Here is a 16,066-nt window from a genome sequence, read left to right as displayed (position 1 = left end):
CCTGTCTTATCTTATTTAAGTTACAAGTTTGTAATGCGGCGTCATTATGCGTCAGATTTATGACAGATTTATGAAAAACAGTACCACGTAAAATGGCAAACTGTTGTTTTATTACAGCGGTTATTTTCCAGCTTCTGAAAGTTTATAATCCCCCTTCCCTTTTTTTGCCACGGATTCGCTATGCGCATATTACACACCTCGGACTGGCATCTGGGTCAAAACTTTTACAGCAAAAGCCGGGCAGCGGAGCATGAAGCGTTCCTGAACTGGCTGCTGGACACGGCCCGATCGCACGAGGTGGACGCGATTATTGTCGCGGGTGACATTTTCGATACCGGTTCGCCGCCAAGCTATGCGCGTGAGCTCTACAACCGCTTCGTGGTAAATCTGCAACAAACCGGCTGTCATCTGGTGATTGTCGCCGGTAACCACGACTCCGTCGCAACGCTGAATGAATCCCGCGATATCCTGGCCTTCCTTAACACGACCGTGGTAGCCAGCGCCGGTCATGCGCCGCAGATCCTGAAAAAACGTGACGGTACACCGGGAGCGGTGCTGTGTCCGGTGCCCTTCCTGCGCCCACGCGATATCGTGCAAAGCCAGGCGGGGATGTCCGGCAGTGAAAAGCAGCAGCATCTGTTGCAGAGCATCACGGACTATTATCACCAGCAACATACCGACGCCTGCGCCCTGCGCGGCGAACAGGCCATTCCGGTGATTGCCACCGGGCATCTTACTACCGTCGGCGCCAGTAAAAGTGACGCGGTGCGTGACATCTATATTGGTACGCTGGACGCCTTCCCGGCGCAAAATTTCCCGCCAGCGGATTATATCGCGCTCGGGCATATTCACCGGGCGCAGGTCATCGGCGGCTGCGAGCACATTCGCTACTGCGGCTCGCCCATTGCGCTCAGTTTTGATGAGACCGGCAAAGCCAAATGTGTGCACCTGGTGAGCTTTAATGAGGGCAAACTCAGTGCCGTGGAGTCGCTGGAGGTCCCCGTCACCCAACCGCTGGCGGTGCTGAAGGGCGATCTGGCGGCGATTACCGCTCAGCTGGAGCAGTGGCGCGGTGTCGAGCAAAATCCGCCCATCTGGCTGGATATCGAAATCACGACCGACGACTACCTGCATGATATGCAGCGTAAAATTCAGGCGTTGACGGAAGATCTGCCCGTCGAGGTCTTACTGGTTCGCCGCAGCCGCGAACAGCGCGAGAAAATTCTGCTGGGTGCACAGCGTGAAACGCTCAGCGAACTGAGGGTGGAAGAGGTATTTGAACGCCGACTGTCGCAGGAAGAGATTGACGACACCACGCGCGCAAGGCTTAACGAGCTGTTCCTTCATACCCTGCACGCGCTCAGCGATGAGGAAGAAAACGCATGAAAATTCTGAGCCTGCGTCTGAAAAACCTCAACTCCCTTAAGGGCGAGTGGAAAATTGACTTTACCGCCGAGCCGTTTGCCAGCAACGGGCTGTTCGCCATTACCGGCGCGACCGGTGCCGGGAAAACGACCCTGCTCGACGCCATCTGTCTGGCCCTTTACCACGAAACGCCGCGTCTGCAAAAAGTCTCCCAGGCACAAAACGACCTGATGACCCGCGATACCGCCGAGTGCCTTGCCGAGGTGGAGTTTGAGGTAAAAGGCATAGCGTATCGTGCGTTCTGGAGCCAGAACCGCGCGCGCAATCAGCCAGACGGAAACCTGCAGGCACCGCGCGTTGAACTGGCGCGTTGTGAAGACGGTAAAATTCTGGCAGATAAAGTGACGGACAAACTGGAGCAAACCGCCGCGCTCACCGGGCTGGATTATAGCCGTTTTACCCGTTCAATGTTGCTCTCCCAGGGGCAGTTTGCCGCCTTCCTCAACGCTAAACCGGGCGATCGCGCCGAACTGCTGGAAGAGCTGACCGGCACCGAGATCTACGGTCAGATCTCAACGATGGTGTTCGAGAAACATAAGGCCGCCCGTAACGCGCTTGAGATGTGCGAGGCGCAGGCCGCAGGCGTGGTGTTACTGAGCGAAGCGCAACAGCAGCAGTTACAGCAGAGTTTGCAGGCACTTACTGACGAAGAGAAAACCCTGCTGACTCAGCAGCAGAACCAACAGCGCGATTTTCAGTGGCTGACGCGCAACGACGAGCTTATTCGAGAGCAGCAGCGGGTTATGCTCCTGCAACAACAGGCGCAGCAGGCGCTGACCGACGCCGCGCCTGAGCTGGCCAAGCTCCAGATTGCGCAGCCCGCCGCCCAGCTTCGCCCCCTGTGGGATAGCCAGCAAGAACAAACCACGCGCCTCGCGCAGACAAAGCAGCGCATTGTCGAAGTAAATACTCGCTTACAGGCCAAAGCCGCGCAGCGCTCACGCATCCGTCATACGGCGCTGCGTACCCATGCGCAATTGCAGAGTGACCTTACGATCCAGGCAACATGGCTGGCGGAGCATGAACGTTACCGCGTGTGGGGCCAGGAGATTGCTGGCTGGCGCGCCCATTTTGCGCAGTTGAACCGCGATAAACATCAGATTGCCACGCTTGCAGCCCGTATTGTTGAATTACGTCAGAAGCTCGCCGGGATGCCGGAACCCCCCCTGACGCTGACGGCGGATGACGTGGCAGCGGCAATGGAGCAACAGTCCCGGTCACGCCCTTTACGCCAGCGCCTGACCTCGCTTCATGCCCGCTATCAGCCGCTGCAAAAACGGCTGCAAGAGAACGCAGATACCCGGCAAAAAGCGCAGTCCGAGCAGGTAAAACTCAATGAAACGCTGACGCTGCGCCGCCAGCAGTACAAAGAAAAAAACCAGCATTATGTCGATTTGAAAGCATTGTGTGAAAGCGAAGCGACGATCAAAAAGCTGGAAAGCTACCGCTCGCAGCTTGAGGCCGGAAAACCCTGCCCACTGTGCGGCTCCAGTGAACATCCCGCCATTGAGACGTATCAGGCGCTTGAGCTCACCGATAACCAGCGACGCCGGGACGCGCTGGAAAAAGAGGTTGCCGCGCTTAAAGAGGAGGGTCTGCTGGTGCTGGGACAGGTCAATGCCCTGACGCAGCAGATCCAGCGAGCAACAGACGAAGCGCAGGCGCTCTCTCAGGAAGAGCAAGCACTCACTAAAGAGTGGCAGGAGGTCTGCGCCGACCTGAATATCTCGTTGAATATTCAGGAAGATATCGCCCCATGGATGAACGAACAGGAACAGTACGAACGTCAGCTCTATCAGCTCAGCCAGCGCCTGACGCTGCAAAACCAGCTTAACGAACAGCAAGCGCAGGAGCGTCAGTATCAGCAGCAGCTGTCAGCAACGCGTCAGGCACTGGAAAACGCCCTGCTCGCGCTGTCGCTGCATGTTCCTGAAGAGGGGGAAGAGACCGCCTGGCTGTACGCCCGGGAAACGGAATTCAACCTGTGGCAGGAAAAACAGACGCAGTATGCTGCGATTCAGGAGCGCATTAATACCCTGAAACCGCTGCTCGACACGCTTCCGGCAGGCGATGACACCGAGGCAGAAGCGGCCATTCCTGAGAACTGGCGCGAGATCCACGACGAATGCCTGTCCCTGCAAAGCCAGCTTGTCACCCTGCAGCAGCAGGAGAGTCTGGAAAGCGAGCGGCTACAGCACGCCACAGCGCAATTTGCCACCGCGCTGGCGGCAAGCTGCTTCGCCGATCGCGAGGCCTTTCTCGCCGCGCTGCTGGATGAGGAGACTATCCGCCATCTTGAACAACGCAAGCAGACGCTGGAGAGCCAGCTTCAGCAGGCAATTGCGCTTAGCGGGCAGGCTGAACAGCAGCTACAGGCCCACCAGCATCAGCGACCGGAAGGGCTGGACGCCGACGCGCAAACCCTGCATGCGCAGCTACAGCAGTTGGCGCAGCAGCTTCGTGAGAACACCACTCATCAGGGGGAGATCCGCCAGCAGCTTAAGCAGGACAGCGATAACCGCCAGCACCAGCTGGCGCTGATGCAGCAAATTGACGAGGCCTCACGTCTGGCCGAGGACTGGGGTTATCTGAATGCGCTGATAGGCTCCAGCACCGGCGACAAGTTCCGTAAATTCGCCCAGGGTCTGACGCTGGATAATCTGGTCTGGCTCGCTAACCAGCAGCTTAACCGCCTGCACGGGCGCTATCTGCTGCAGCGTAAAGTCAGCGACGCACTGGAGCTGGAGGTGGTCGATACCTGGCAGGCCGATGCCGTACGCGATACCCGCACGCTTTCTGGCGGCGAAAGCTTCCTCGTCAGTCTGGCGCTGGCGCTGGCACTTTCCGACCTGGTGAGCCACAAAACGCGAATCGATTCGCTGTTCCTGGATGAAGGTTTCGGCACGCTCGACAGCGAGACGCTGGACACCGCGCTGGATGCGCTCGACGCGCTGAATGCCACCGGGAAAACCATCGGCGTAATAAGCCACGTCGAGGCTATGAAGGAGCGTATTCCGGTGCAAATCAAAGTGAAGAAGATTAATGGACTGGGGTATAGCAGGCTGGATAAGGAGTTTGCGGTGCAGTGAAAGGCGGATCGGCGCGGTCTGGTGCCCTCACCCTGGCCCTCTCCCACAGGGAGAGGGTACAAACATAAAAAACCGCAACGTGCGTTGCTGTTTTGCTTTTATTCCGGCCATAACCACGCTGCGCCGCGCACGCCGCTGGAGTCACCGTGGACGGCTTTGCGGATTGGGGTTTCACACTCGCCGCCGAAGACCCACTGTTTGACGAGAGCAGGCACCGTCGCGTACAGCCGGTCAACGTTGCTCATCCCACCGCCCAGCACAATCACATCAGGATCGAGAATGTTCACCACATGCGCCAGCGATTTCGCCAGGCGCATTTCGTAGCGGCTCAACGCCAGTTCCGCCACGGGATCCTGCTCCTCAACCAGACGCATGATCTCGTTACCCTTAAGCGGCTGACCGCTCAGGCGGTGGTAATCGGTGGCAAAACCGGTGCCGGAGATAAACGTCTCAATACAACCCTGTTTTCCACAGTAGCACGGCACTTCAGTACGGTATTTAAGTTCGTCTTCATCCATCCATGGCAATGGGTTATGTCCCCACTCGCCTGCCGTACCGTTACCGCCAATATGCGCACGCCCGCCGAACGCCACACCGGCCCCGCAGCCGGTACCAATGATGACAGCAAAAACGGTCTGGGCACCCGCCGCCGCACCGTCAATCGCCTCTGAGACCGCCAGACAGTTCGCATCATTTGCCAGACGCACCTCGCGCTGCAGACGCGCGCTCAAATCTTTATCAAAAGGCTGGCCATTGAGCCAGGTGGAGTTGGCGTTTTTCACCACCCCGGTATAAGGCGAAATGGATCCGGGAATGCCCATCCCGACGGAGCCGGTCTGTCCTGTCGCCTGCTCTGCCATCTCAACCAGCCGGGCAATCGTCTCGATAGTCTGGTGATAATCGTCGCGCGGCGTGGGCAGGCGGTGACGGAAAAGCTGCTCCCCCTGCTCGCTCAGTGCGATAACTTCAGTTTTGGTGCCGCCCAAATCAATCCCAATACGCACAAGACTCTCCTCATTATTTTGATTATCAACAGAGTAGAAGCACGCTTCCCGATTAGCAATGCAAGCGATGCGACAATTCGTTATCATGCCCGCTGATTTAACGACAAGGCCGTGGAAATTATCATGCTGTGGTTCAAAAATTTGATGGTTTACCGTCTCAGCCGCGACGTTTCGCTGCGTGCAGAAGAGATGGAAAAACAGTTAGCCGCTTATACCTTTTCCCCTTGCGGAAGCCAGGATATGGCAAAAACCGGTTGGGTTCCGCCAATGGGTTCACAAAGCGATGCCCTGACCCACGCCAGCAGCACGGGTCAAATCATCGTTTGCGCCCGTAAAGAAGAGAAAATCCTGCCCACGCCGGTGGTGAAGCAAGCGCTGGAAGCGAAAATTTTTAAGCTTGAAGCCGAACAGGGCCGCAAGCTGAAAAAGACCGAAAAAGATTCCCTGAAAGACGAAGTGTTGCACTCCCTGCTGCCGCGCGCGTTTAGCCGCTTCAGCCAGACCATGATGTGGATCGATACCGTCAACGGGCTGATCATGGTGGACTGCGCCAGCGCCAAAAAAGCGGAAGATACGCTGGCCCTGCTGCGTAAGAGCATCGGCTCTTTGCCGGTGGTTCCACTGGCGCTGGAAACGCCAATTGAGTTAACCCTGACCGAATGGGTTCGCAGCGGCACCGCAGCGCAAGGGTTCCAGATCCTCGATGAAGCCGAACTGAAAGCCCTGCTTGAGGATGGCGGTGTCATTCGTGCGAAAAAACAGGATCTGGTGAGCGATGAGATCGCCGTCCACATTGAAGCAGGCAAAGTGGTCACTAAACTGGCGCTCGACTGGCAGCAGCGTATTCAGTTTGTGATGTGTGACGATGGCTCTGTTAAACGCCTGAAGTTCTGCGATGAACTGCGCGATCAGAACGAAGATATCGATCGTGAAGATTACGCCCAGCGCTTTGATGCGGACTTTATCCTGATGACCGGCGAGCTGGCCGCGTTGATTCAAAATCTGGTAGAAGGCCTCGGCGGCGAAGCGCAGAGATAATTTCGTCTCAACCTGACCCTCTCCCCAACGGGGAGAGGGAAGAAGATTATTTCAGATAGCGGCACAGATAAGAGGTCGGTTCAGCAACCTGCAGATGGAACTCACTGTGGCCAGGGACGTTGAAAACTTCGCCGGCAGAGTAAACTTTCCATTCCGTTTCACCCGGCAGTAAGACGTTAAGCGCACCACTTACCACCGTCATCTCTTCAGCTTCGGCCGTACCAAAGGTGTACTCCCCTTCAGCCATCACGCCGACACTGGCGCGGCCAGTGCTGCTGCTGGTAAAACCAATGGATTTCACTTTACCGGAAAAGTATTCGTTACTTTGAAGCATGAACTGGCCCTTATATTTTTAGATAAAAATTCACTATAGGGGCCATGCTCATGACCTGTCACGCAAAATCATCAGGTAAGGAGTTCTGAGGCCAGACGCGCCATCAGAACGTTCGACAACAGTACCGGCACATCCAGCGCTTTTTGCAGTAGATCGCGGTGATGCTGGTGGAACCCCAGGCAGTCGAGGATCAACACATCGGCCCCGCGCTCCAGTAGCTCCTTCCCGGCCGCAATGAGTTTGGCCTCACTGTCCCAGAAGGGATTGGCCAGCGCATACAGGGGCGTTTTTTCAAGCACGTGCCATTTTGCTTCCTGGTTGTCCATGAGTTCTTCAATGGGCACAATCACCCCCACCTGGTGTCCGTCCACAATGGATGCCACCAGCGGCGGAATGATTCGCATCGGCTCGAGTAAAATCGCATTACGCGCCATGAGCCCCTTAATGGGAGCAGTACTCATCAGCAAAATAACGTCATACTCTTGATTATCGAGCACTTCTATTACTGCCTGCAGCGAGCGCTCAATTTTCTGTCGTGAAACATGCGCCAGTTTACCGTCGCTTAATAACGTCGCCAGGGGATCCTCCCCCGCCTCTACAGCGTAGTCCTCCATGACCTCTTCCCGGCTCATCTTCCCCAGCAGGCTGAGATGCGTGATCTGTTGTTCAGATACATGCTCGGTTAAGAGCGGTAACACTTCGCTTACAGGGACCACACCAATAGTGATGATCGCCAACGTTGCCTTCATCGTCTTCGCCTTCCATTACTACAAAAACTTAATACACAGGTACAGGCTCACTACGCTGCACAGTTCGTTTTTTCAACAAAACAGCACCAAGCGTAGCAGGTGATCTCCATCCCGAAATGTAAAGATCACCTGCCGGTAACGGAGCTACCTGTAATAACTAAATATTAACTCCTGCTTAACATTAGCGATGAGTAAAAAGTGTGATTCAGGCACGGTATTGGAGCGTTTAGGAAAACATTTATGACTTATCGGGATCTTCGTAGCGCCGTTTCGCATCCAGCGCTTCCTGTTCAGTCTCATGTTCACTGATGAGAGAGTCGGGTTTAGGGTGATCGGCACGCAGTTGATACCAGGTCACGGTTTGGCCGCCATTGCCTTTTTCAACGGTAACAATACGTGCTTCACGCGGATAGGGAGGTCTGGTTGGCATAGCTCATCCTTTTTTTATGTCAGAGCTATAAGTATAGACGGCGGTTAGCTGGCACAAGCCAAACGCAGGGCGGTAATAATCTGAATCACAACCTCTTCGGGCGACGCGGAAGCATCCACTACGTGATGTGCCGCTTCGCGGTATAACGCATCGCGCTCCGCCAGCACCTCGCTCACCTCTTCGCTGAGCGGTCTGGAGGTCAGCGCAGGACGTTGCCCCTCTTCCGGAAACGCTTCCAGACGCCCCACCAGCGCAGCCACGGGCGCACAGAGATAAATCACAATCCCTTTTTCGCGCATAAAGCGGCGGTTATATGCCGCCAGAATAATTCCGCCGCCTGTGGCAATTACCGCATCGGGAGCCGTTACCGCTTCCAGCGCGGCCGTTTCACGGCTGCGAAAGCTCTCCCAGCCTTCTTTTTCGACGATATCCGCGATGGTTTGTCCGGCCTGCGTCTGCAGCCAGTGGTCGGTATCAACAAAATGACGTTGACAGGTACGCGCCAGCTCCAGGCCAACGGTGGTTTTCCCACAGCCGCGGGGGCCAACTAAAAAGATGGGTTGGGTCATAACCAGGTGTTTCCCCTTGATGCCGGATGGCTGAAGAGTGTAAAGAAATAATTGCAGAAGATGTTGCGTTTACTTTACTGCAAAGCGGTACGGAATGACAACCCTGTCACTGCCATACTGTACCACATATTGACAATGATTATCATTTAGCAGGGCGACGTTTCACTTCCAGCAGCCACTTATCGAGCTCTGCGGCAAACTGCTGGCGGTCACGTTGAGATAAACTGTCTGGCCCGCCGGTCTGCACACCGCTGGCGCGAAGCGTATCCATGAAATCGCGCATGGTCAGTTTTTCCCGGATGGTTGCTGGTGAGTAACGCTCCCCGCGCGGGTTCAGCGCTGCGGCGCCCTTTTCCAGTACCTCTGCGGCCAAAGGAATATCCGCCGTGATCACCAGATCTTCCGCGCTGCACAGCCGTACGATCTCGTTATCCGCCACATCAAAACCGGCAGGAACCCGCAACGCACGAATGAATCGGGAAGGCGGTACGCGGATATTCTGGTTTGCCACCAGCGTAAGCGGCATCTGAACACGCTCGGCAGCGCGGAACAAAATCTCTTTAATTACATTCGGACATGCGTCCGCATCAACCCAAATCGCCATAATGTCTCCCCTATTGATACTGGCGACTATTGTCGCCTGCATTTCGTTGTTAAGCTATCAATCAGAGAAAACAACGCATAACGACGGAGAAACGTGATGGATAAGAAAATCGGGTTTATTGGCTGCGGTAACATGGGCAAAGCCATCCTGGGTGGCCTGATCGCCAGCGGGCAGGTCCTGCCGGGTCAGATTTGGGTCTATACACCATCACCGGATAAAGTCGCGGCGTTGCGTGATGAGTATGGTATTAACGCAGCCGAAAGCGCGCAGGAAGTGGCCCAGGTCGCCGATATCGTCTTTGGGGCGGTTAAACCGAATATCATGATCAAAGTCCTGAGCGAGATCACCTCCAGCCTGAATAAAGACACGCTGGTGGTGTCGATTGCCGCAGGCGTGACGCTCGATCAGCTGGCCCGTGCACTGGGTCATGACCGTAAAATTGTTCGCGCAATGCCCAATACCCCTTCGCTGGTCAACGCCGGGATGACCTCCATCACCCCTAACGCGCTGGTGACCACGGAAGATGTGGCCGATGTGCTGAACATTTTCCGCTGCTTCGGCGAAGCGGAAGTGATTGCCGAGTCGATGATCCATCCGGTTGTGGGCGTGAGTGGCTCTGCTCCTGCGTATGTCTTCATGTTCCTGGAAGCGATGGCGGATGCTGCGGTGCTTGGCGGTATGCCACGTGCGCAGGCCTATAAATTTGCCGCACAGGCGGTGATGGGCTCAGCCAAAATGGTGCTGGAAACCGGTAAGCATCCAGGGGAACTGAAAGATATGGTCTGCTCGCCTGGCGGTACCACCATCGAAGCGGTGCGGGTGCTGGAAGAGCGCGGGTTCCGTGCGGCGGTCATTGAAGCGATGGCGAAATGCATGGAAAAGTCAGAGAAGCTGAGTAAGTCCTGACCAAACTAAGCCGGATGTCAGGCGGCCACCTCGGTACGTCCGCGTCCGGCATTTTTGGCTTTATAAAGCGCGATATCTGCCGCTTTTAACCATTCGCGGTAGTGGGCAAACTGTGTTCCCCATGGCGCAACCCCCACGCTGATGCGAAGCCGTTCGTTCGGGGCACAGGGTAACGACAGTTTTTTCAGCCTCTCGTGGACGCGGGACATCGCCGCAATTGCACTTTCTGCCGGGGTGCCGGACATGATGATCGCGAACTCATCGCCACCGAAACGGCCAATATGATCCCCGGCCCGCAGCGTCATCTGCAGCTGACGAGTGATAGCAATGATCGCTTCATCGCCCACATCATGTCCCCAGGTGTCATTGATGCTCTTGAAGTGATCGATATCGATAAGCAGGATCGTGGTCTGACCATGATCCCGTCGGCACTTTTCATACTCCATCCGCAGCAACGTTTCCCAGTGGCGCCGGTTATAAACGCCCGTCATGCCATCGCGGGTACTCATCAGCTCAAGTCTTCGCTTATTTTCCGCCAGGCGAATGGCCGTCTGATGGCTCACCCAGGCAAAGAGTATTGGGTAGATCATCAAGACCGGCAGCGTCAGCCACCACTCCAGCGCTCCGGAAGAGAGCACCACAACATTTCCGGTTAGCTTCAGCGTCACGACAGCGGATAACGTGGTTATGGCAATGCCTGCGAGAAACAGGCGACAGCCGCCGGATCCCATCATATTCATGCCCATCATCATAACCAGCGCAGCCGATGGCAGAGCGTTCACGCCCATCAGGCCAATCCAGATGCCGGTAAAAATAGCGTCGATCTTCAGATTGAAGATTTCACATTGACAAGGTTGAGATGAACGGCAGGTGAACTGCCAGGCAAGATGCGGCCAGATAAAAACCCAGCTCACCAGTAATAACCACCAGCCGCCGGGCAGAAAATGCGTGACCAGCACACCGGCAACAGGAAAAAACATCGCCGCCAGACCCACAATCCGCCCCAGCCGGACGCGCCGGGCAAAGCGTATGCCGGTACGGTGCGCGTCATCCTGAGAAAGGTTTTGAAGCCACTCTTCCCCGATACGCTCTTTATTGTAAAAGTTTTCGTCGTTCATCATATTTTGGGAATATTCTGAAACATTTTCCCAAATTATAGAGAGGGGGGATGCGGAGAAAGTATGAAATTTCGGGTGAGTCACCGTAAGGACTCACCCGATAGGACTATGCCTGTTTCTTCAGACAACCACTCATAAACTTGCTGCGATCGTCGCCTTTCAGCATTTGTTGCGTGGCCTGAGCGTTACATTCACGCATTTTTTGCTGCTGCGGCGTCAGGCTTTTTTCATCTGGTTTGGATGCACCATTTTTGAGGCAATCGCTCATATATGTCTTACGGGCATCCCCTTTCAGCGCTTTTGCTGTCGCCTGTTGGTTGCAGGTTGTCATACGCTGCTGTTGAGGTGTTAAGGTTTTCTCTTCCGCATGCGCTGAGGCGATCAGGCACAGGCCGGAAAACAGGGTAACCAGTATTGTTGTTTTCATTGCACCATCCTTTATGTGAAGTTCCACATTAAGTCTGGTTCGTTGCGGGAAAAAAACCACCCTGCGACAATGATTTTCTTCGGGTTTATGGATTATTTCATCTCTGGCGCGGCACGCTGTTCATTACCCGGTTTCGCCTGACGCGTTAGGGTATTTAATAGCGAGAGGCATGAGATGAAATAGAGGCTCTGTTTAAATTCTTTTCTCCCAGTGCGAAGGCCAAAAATAAAAACAGAGCGACGACAGGCATCCTGCATGACCATTCTATGACAGGCCATTCTCTTTCAGCAGGCTAGCTGCGAGGATGCCTTAATAGCTTCTTTACGTATTGCTGAAGCATCTCCGCGTCTTCAGCGGGGACCAGCGAATCGGGGCGAGCCTTGTCCAGCGCGCTTTCTACATTATCGATTAACGCCTGTTGCTGCGGTTGTGTCATTTGTCGGAGCAACGCCGTAACGACAATTTCCAGCGCCTCGACCTGGGCGACCAGTTCTTTTGACTCTTCTTCCTTTTGTGCAAGCTTGACCAGCAACTCAGCAATGAGATTTTTCATCGTGCTATTTCCTTATGCGTTTTTTCTGAACTTAGCATTCAGAATGAATAATGCAAAGAGGAGAAAAGTATTATCTTATGCAAAAGTGATGCTGCTGCCAAAATAAAGATGAATGGCAAGCAGCGAAACGTTTTTCTCTTTAGAAAAAGCCGCATTTAGTTATATAAAAATGCGGCAACCATAAGAATATATAATACATTCCGTCAGAAAATTAACGCGCTGCTCTCGCCTGCTCTAATTGGCGACGGCGTCTCAGCGCAATCGCCAGCTGGATAATATTGATCAACACCACAATCGCCGTGGCCGCAAATACCCAACGAAAACCGGCCATCGCCGAAACGGATGCGCCAATAAGCGGACCGGCAACATTACCTAAATACATAAATGACTGGTTATAGCCAAAAATACGCCCTGTCACCTGGTCATTTGAATATTTCACCAGCAAGGTCTGCACCGCAGGTAACATGGCGCCATCGGCAAAGCCGAGCAGGAATCGCAGCACGCCGAGCTGAAGCGGTGAGGTGACGAACGACATCGCAAAAAAGAGCACCACGGCAAAAATCAGCGTGGCCATCAGGATACGCGCCGTACCGATCCTGTCGCCCAGTTTTCCCAGCCGCGGCGCAGAGATTAACGCCGATACGCCCGGCACGGCAGCAATCATCCCGCTGAGAAACGCAATATTGCTGCTGTCTGGCTCCATCGATTTTATAAACAGCGCCAGAATCGGGCCTACCGAACCGTTACAGAGCTGGATCACCATGGTGGTTACGAACAGGCTTATCATCAGCCCGGGATACGGCAGCGAGGCGAAGACCGCTTTGCCGCTCAGGCGTTCAGATTTACTGACCACCGGACGTCCCCCCTCCTTGATCAGAAACAGCGTCACCAGAAAACTGATCACCAGCAGGATAGCAGTAATGAAGAAGACGGCGCGCAACCCTACGTGGTCGGCCAGAAAGCCGCCTAACAACGGACCGCCGATAACGCCACTGATCTGTGCGGTGGAGAGCGTACTCAACGCCCAGCCGCTACGTTCACGCGGCACCTGTGAAGCGACCAACGCCATGGCGTTCGGAATATAGCCGGATGTCAGCCCCATGATCGCCCGCAGGATAAACAGCTGCCAGACGTTAGTGGCAAAGGCCTGCAGCAGGATGGCTATTGCCATTCCCAGCGAAGCGCGCAGCAGCATCAGCTTGCGCCCTTTTCGATCCGCCAGGCTCCCCCACATGGGTGACACAATGGCGGAAACCAGAAACGTCACGCTGAACGTTAGCCCCGACCACATGGAGAGGGCTTCATGCGAGGTCACGCCCAGCTGCGACACGTACAGCGGCAGAAAGGGCAAAATCTGGCTGATGGCCAGCCCGGTGAAGAAACACCCGAACCAGACCGAGATGAGGTTAACTTTCCAGGATTCCATAAAAGAAATAGTCTTCATTTTTAGGCAAATGCGCCGACAGATTAGCAAGTTACCGGCATCTACGCCGTGCCAGAGATGCGGCCTTGCTGACTTTGGTGTTTTATCTTCCCAGTCATCATATTTGTGAAATATGTCACAAACCATCCAATTTCTGGCGGAAGATTATGCTTTAGCGGCAGAGTCCAAAGCCGCGCATTCCCAGATGGAAATGGTTGGCGTGCGCCGCGTTATACTCCGGCCCCAGGCCGTTCCCGTAGTAGCCGCAGCTCGCCGTCAGCAGCGCCTGTAGCCACGGCTGCGTTTTGGTCGATCTCCAGCCGTGCAGAATGGTGACCCGTTCACCGTTCGCCAGCCGAAACGCGCTGATATCCAGCGCCTCTGCCGTGGCATGTTCGCTGCGTCTTGCATCAGGGCGGTGGTAAATATTGCGACAGGCGTAGCTGCCCAGGTGCTCAATGCGCACCAGCTCGCTTCCGGTCCAGGTTCTGGTGAGTGGCCGGGCCTGCTGGCTGACAAACAGTGCAGAACTCAGCGCCAGCGGGCAGCTGGCAAGAAAGCTGCTGTTCAGGCTGACCGGTCCGAAGTCACGCACGCGCACCACGTTGTGAAGGGGGCATGCTCCGGCGCTGTCGGCGACAGGCTGTGTGCGAATAAGGGCCTTCTGATTGGCCTGCGATAACAGGCTGGCACACGCCTCGGGGGTAAGGCGCCGCAGTTTGTACTGAGTGATTGGGCCTGGCGGGTCGTCAAGCGAGAGCGGCGTAAAAGGGTTGTAGTGAGACGGCAACCAGCGGTAACCCACCGTTGCGACTGCCACCAGAATGAAAACGATCAGCAACGTTTTGCCTTTCACACTCCCCCCTCTTTACTCCCAAAACATTATGGCAGAAGGTCGCGAAACCCGCAGGGCATCGTGGTATGTTATTGGCTTTTCGTCAGACTGGAAGAGAGTAAGATGGCAAAGCAGCGCGTAGGTATTGTCTTTGGGGGAAAATCAGCGGAGCACGAGGTTTCATTGCAGTCGGCAAAAAATATTGTCGATGCGATTGATAAAAACCGTTTCGACGTAGTGCTGCTGGGCATCGATAAACAGGGCCAGTGGCATGTGAACGATGCGAGCCAGTATCTGTTAAACGCCAACGATCCGGCACATATCGCCCTTAATCCTTCTGAAATCAGCGTCGCCACCGTCCCTGGCGTAGTGAAGGGGCAACTTATCGACGCCGGTAATGCGCAGGCTCTTGCTCAGATTGACGTCGTGTTCCCAATCGTCCACGGCACGCTGGGTGAAGATGGTTCGCTGCAGGGTATGCTGCGCATGGCTAACCTGCCGTTTGTCGGCTCCGATGTGCTGGGCTCCGCCGCCTGTATGGATAAAGACGTCACCAAACGCCTGCTGCGCGATGCCGGGCTGAACGTTGCCCCGTTCGTGACACTCACCCGCGCCAACCGCGATAAATACACCTTCAACCAGATTTCCGCCCAGTTGGGTCTGCCGCTGTTCGTGAAGCCTGCGAACCAGGGCTCCTCCGTTGGCGTCAGCAAAGTGACAAGCGAAGCGCAGTTCACCGAAGCCGTTCGTCTGGCTTTTGAGTTTGACCACAAAGTCGTGGTTGAGCAGGGTATCAAAGGCCGTGAAATTGAGTGCGCGGTGCTGGGCAATGATTTCCCACAGGCAAGCACCTGCGGTGAAGTGGTGTTAAACAGCGATTTCTACTCTTACGACACCAAATACATTGATGATAAAGGCGCTCAGGTCGTCGTGCCGGCAAATATCGATCCGGCCATCAACGATAAGATCCGGGCGATCGCCATCAACGCCTATCAGGCTCTTGGCTGCTGCGGCATGGCGCGTGTGGATGTGTTCCTGACGCCAGATAATGAGGTGGTGATTAATGAAATCAACACTCTGCCGGGCTTTACCAACATCAGCATGTATCCAAAACTGTGGCAGGCCAGCGGTCTGGGTTACTCTGAGCTGATCACCCGTCTGATCGAACTGGCGCTGGAGCGTCACGCCGCTGACAGCGCACTCAAAAGTTCAGTAAACGGTTAATCGGTTCTTTTCACCGTCTCCGCCTCATCCGCTGTCGTCTCTTCCGGACGACGGCGGATAATTAACCCAGCCAGCCAGAAACTGATCACCCAGGTCACCAGTCCGACAGCATAGGTTTGCCATCCTTTGGCTTCAAACCCCAGCAGCCCCACGACACCGTTAAGAATAAAGATCAGCCCGATAGCAAAGGCGTAGTAGTGCCAGTCACGGCGTAGTTTGGACGTGAGCTTCATAACAACTCCGGCAGGAAAAAAAGACATCCTCTCACAGTTTTACGATCGGGTCTGTGGCAGATGCGGAAAATCTGAAACACGACGCAATTTCAGTTAAGTAATGAA

At 55.0% G+C, this 16,066-nt stretch carries 17 protein-coding genes; 5 read left to right on the top strand and 12 right to left on the bottom strand.

Annotated elements, in window-relative coordinates; genetic code table 11:
• The first annotated feature begins 180 nt into the window (after nucleotides 1–180).
• Together sbcD and sbcC are read left to right on the top strand one after the other, a co-directional pair.
• On the top strand, nucleotides 181–1,386 hold the full coding sequence (gene sbcD, locus ACQG19_RS05175; protein WP_029883417.1) for an exonuclease subunit SbcD: 1,206 nt from the start codon (nucleotides 181–183) through the stop codon (nucleotides 1,384–1,386).
• Entirely contained in the window at nucleotides 1,383–4,514 is a 3,132-nt protein-coding gene (gene sbcC, locus ACQG19_RS05170; RefSeq protein WP_246932704.1) for an exonuclease subunit SbcC, read from the top strand. The genes sbcD and sbcC overlap by 4 nt, the downstream gene beginning before the upstream one ends.
• 98 nt (nucleotides 4,515–4,612) lie before the next feature.
• Here sbcC and mak read toward each other — a convergent pair whose 3' ends face one another.
• On the bottom strand, nucleotides 4,613–5,518 hold the full coding sequence (gene mak, locus ACQG19_RS05165) for a fructokinase (RefSeq protein ID WP_032618450.1): 906 nt from the start codon (nucleotides 5,516–5,518) through the stop codon (nucleotides 4,613–4,615).
• A gap of 123 nt (nucleotides 5,519–5,641) precedes the next feature.
• Here mak and rdgC point away from each other — a divergent pair, with 123 nt between their 5' ends.
• Nucleotides 5,642–6,556 carry a recombination-associated protein RdgC gene (gene rdgC / locus ACQG19_RS05160; protein ID WP_013095820.1) on the top strand — a complete coding sequence of 305 codons (915 nt, stop codon included), beginning with the start codon at nucleotides 5,642–5,644 and terminating at the stop codon, nucleotides 6,554–6,556.
• 46 nt (nucleotides 6,557–6,602) lie between these two features.
• Here the strand turns inward: rdgC and ppnP are convergent, their stop codons facing one another.
• From ppnP to ACQG19_RS05135, 5 genes are all read right to left on the bottom strand, one after another.
• Nucleotides 6,603–6,890, bottom strand: coding sequence for a pyrimidine/purine nucleoside phosphorylase (ppnP, locus tag ACQG19_RS05155; protein WP_013095819.1), 288 nt, complete (start codon nucleotides 6,888–6,890; stop codon nucleotides 6,603–6,605).
• A gap of 71 nt (nucleotides 6,891–6,961) precedes the next feature.
• Nucleotides 6,962–7,639 (bottom strand): AroM family protein, encoded by a 678-nt coding sequence (locus tag ACQG19_RS05150; RefSeq protein ID WP_013095818.1) that lies wholly within the window; start codon nucleotides 7,637–7,639, stop codon nucleotides 6,962–6,964.
• 238 nt (nucleotides 7,640–7,877) lie between these two features.
• Nucleotides 7,878–8,069 carry a protein YaiA gene (gene yaiA / locus ACQG19_RS05145; protein WP_023620970.1) on the bottom strand — a complete coding sequence of 64 codons (192 nt, stop codon included), beginning with the start codon at nucleotides 8,067–8,069 and terminating at the stop codon, nucleotides 7,878–7,880.
• 44 nt (nucleotides 8,070–8,113) lie between these two features.
• Nucleotides 8,114–8,638, bottom strand: a complete 525-nt coding sequence (gene aroL, locus ACQG19_RS05140; RefSeq protein ID WP_023620969.1) for a shikimate kinase AroL — start codon at nucleotides 8,636–8,638, stop codon at nucleotides 8,114–8,116.
• A gap of 142 nt (nucleotides 8,639–8,780) precedes the next feature.
• Nucleotides 8,781–9,242, bottom strand: coding sequence for a YaiI/YqxD family protein (locus ACQG19_RS05135; RefSeq protein WP_045292969.1), 462 nt, complete (start codon nucleotides 9,240–9,242; stop codon nucleotides 8,781–8,783).
• Nucleotides 9,243–9,338: 96 nt separating this feature from the next.
• Here ACQG19_RS05135 and proC point away from each other — a divergent pair, with 96 nt between their 5' ends.
• Nucleotides 9,339–10,148, top strand: a complete 810-nt coding sequence (gene proC, locus ACQG19_RS05130) for a pyrroline-5-carboxylate reductase (RefSeq protein WP_013095814.1) — start codon at nucleotides 9,339–9,341, stop codon at nucleotides 10,146–10,148.
• A gap of 17 nt (nucleotides 10,149–10,165) precedes the next feature.
• On the opposite strand, the gene adrA is transcribed toward proC, so the two are convergent.
• From adrA to ACQG19_RS05105, 5 genes are all read right to left on the bottom strand, one after another.
• Nucleotides 10,166–11,269, bottom strand: a complete 1,104-nt coding sequence (gene adrA / locus ACQG19_RS05125) for a diguanylate cyclase AdrA (RefSeq protein ID WP_045292970.1) — start codon at nucleotides 11,267–11,269, stop codon at nucleotides 10,166–10,168.
• Nucleotides 11,270–11,372: 103 nt separating this feature from the next.
• Nucleotides 11,373–11,693: a phosphate starvation-inducible protein PsiF gene (psiF, locus tag ACQG19_RS05120; RefSeq protein WP_013095812.1), complete on the bottom strand. Its 321-nt coding sequence runs from the start codon at nucleotides 11,691–11,693 to the stop codon at nucleotides 11,373–11,375.
• 292 nt (nucleotides 11,694–11,985) lie between these two features.
• A complete protein-coding gene (gene iraP, locus ACQG19_RS05115) occupies nucleotides 11,986–12,246 on the bottom strand; it encodes an anti-adapter protein IraP (protein ID WP_013095810.1) in 261 nt (86 codons plus the stop codon).
• 211 nt (nucleotides 12,247–12,457) lie between these two features.
• On the bottom strand, nucleotides 12,458–13,672 hold the full coding sequence (locus ACQG19_RS05110; RefSeq protein WP_222169010.1) for a multidrug efflux MFS transporter: 1,215 nt from the start codon (nucleotides 13,670–13,672) through the stop codon (nucleotides 12,458–12,460).
• A gap of 169 nt (nucleotides 13,673–13,841) precedes the next feature.
• The gene (locus tag ACQG19_RS05105) at nucleotides 13,842–14,525 is read right to left on the bottom strand and encodes an extensin family protein (RefSeq protein ID WP_058682040.1); all 684 of its coding nucleotides are present in this window, start codon (nucleotides 14,523–14,525) and stop codon (nucleotides 13,842–13,844) included.
• Nucleotides 14,526–14,627: 102 nt separating this feature from the next.
• On the opposite strand from ACQG19_RS05105, the gene ddlA reads away from it, so the two are divergent.
• Nucleotides 14,628–15,728: a D-alanine--D-alanine ligase gene (ddlA, locus tag ACQG19_RS05100; RefSeq protein WP_057071139.1), complete on the top strand. Its 1,101-nt coding sequence runs from the start codon at nucleotides 14,628–14,630 to the stop codon at nucleotides 15,726–15,728.
• Here ddlA and ACQG19_RS05095 read toward each other — a convergent pair.
• Nucleotides 15,725–15,961: a DUF2754 domain-containing protein gene (locus ACQG19_RS05095; RefSeq protein ID WP_013095806.1), complete on the bottom strand. Its 237-nt coding sequence runs from the start codon at nucleotides 15,959–15,961 to the stop codon at nucleotides 15,725–15,727. The two genes, ddlA and ACQG19_RS05095, sit on opposite strands and share 4 nt — an antisense overlap.
• Nucleotides 15,962–16,066: the final 105 nt, after the last annotated feature.

Source organism: Enterobacter cloacae complex sp. 277I4 (genome assembly GCF_050031465.1).
GTDB lineage: Bacteria > Pseudomonadota > Gammaproteobacteria > Enterobacterales > Enterobacteriaceae > Enterobacter > Enterobacter cloacae.
The sequence above is the reverse complement of the archived record's forward strand: the minus strand, read 5'-3'. Positions and strand labels throughout refer to the sequence as shown.

Excerpts from the sequence above, each read along its gene's own strand:
- adrA (WP_045292970.1), bottom strand. The coding sequence starts at position 11,269 with ATGATGAACGACGAAAACTTTTACAATAAAGAGCGTATCGGGGAAGAG.
- sbcD (WP_029883417.1), top strand. The coding sequence starts at position 181 with ATGCGCATATTACACACCTCGGACTGGCATCTGGGTCAAAACTTTTAC.
- rdgC (WP_013095820.1), top strand. The coding sequence starts at position 5,642 with ATGCTGTGGTTCAAAAATTTGATGGTTTACCGTCTCAGCCGCGACGTT.
- yaiA (WP_023620970.1), bottom strand. The coding sequence starts at position 8,069 with ATGCCAACCAGACCTCCCTATCCGCGTGAAGCACGTATTGTTACCGTT.
- ACQG19_RS05110 (WP_222169010.1), bottom strand. The coding sequence starts at position 13,672 with ATGGAATCCTGGAAAGTTAACCTCATCTCGGTCTGGTTCGGGTGTTTC.
- iraP (WP_013095810.1), bottom strand. The coding sequence starts at position 12,246 with ATGAAAAATCTCATTGCTGAGTTGCTGGTCAAGCTTGCACAAAAGGAA.
- ACQG19_RS05135 (WP_045292969.1), bottom strand. The coding sequence starts at position 9,242 with ATGGCGATTTGGGTTGATGCGGACGCATGTCCGAATGTAATTAAAGAG.
- proC (WP_013095814.1), top strand. The coding sequence starts at position 9,339 with ATGGATAAGAAAATCGGGTTTATTGGCTGCGGTAACATGGGCAAAGCC.
- ddlA (WP_057071139.1), top strand. The coding sequence starts at position 14,628 with ATGGCAAAGCAGCGCGTAGGTATTGTCTTTGGGGGAAAATCAGCGGAG.
- psiF (WP_013095812.1), bottom strand. The coding sequence starts at position 11,693 with ATGAAAACAACAATACTGGTTACCCTGTTTTCCGGCCTGTGCCTGATC.
- ACQG19_RS05150 (WP_013095818.1), bottom strand. The coding sequence starts at position 7,639 with ATGAAGGCAACGTTGGCGATCATCACTATTGGTGTGGTCCCTGTAAGC.
- ACQG19_RS05095 (WP_013095806.1), bottom strand. The coding sequence starts at position 15,961 with ATGAAGCTCACGTCCAAACTACGCCGTGACTGGCACTACTACGCCTTT.
- sbcC (WP_246932704.1), top strand. The coding sequence starts at position 1,383 with ATGAAAATTCTGAGCCTGCGTCTGAAAAACCTCAACTCCCTTAAGGGC.
- ppnP (WP_013095819.1), bottom strand. The coding sequence starts at position 6,890 with ATGCTTCAAAGTAACGAATACTTTTCCGGTAAAGTGAAATCCATTGGT.
- aroL (WP_023620969.1), bottom strand. The coding sequence starts at position 8,638 with ATGACCCAACCCATCTTTTTAGTTGGCCCCCGCGGCTGTGGGAAAACC.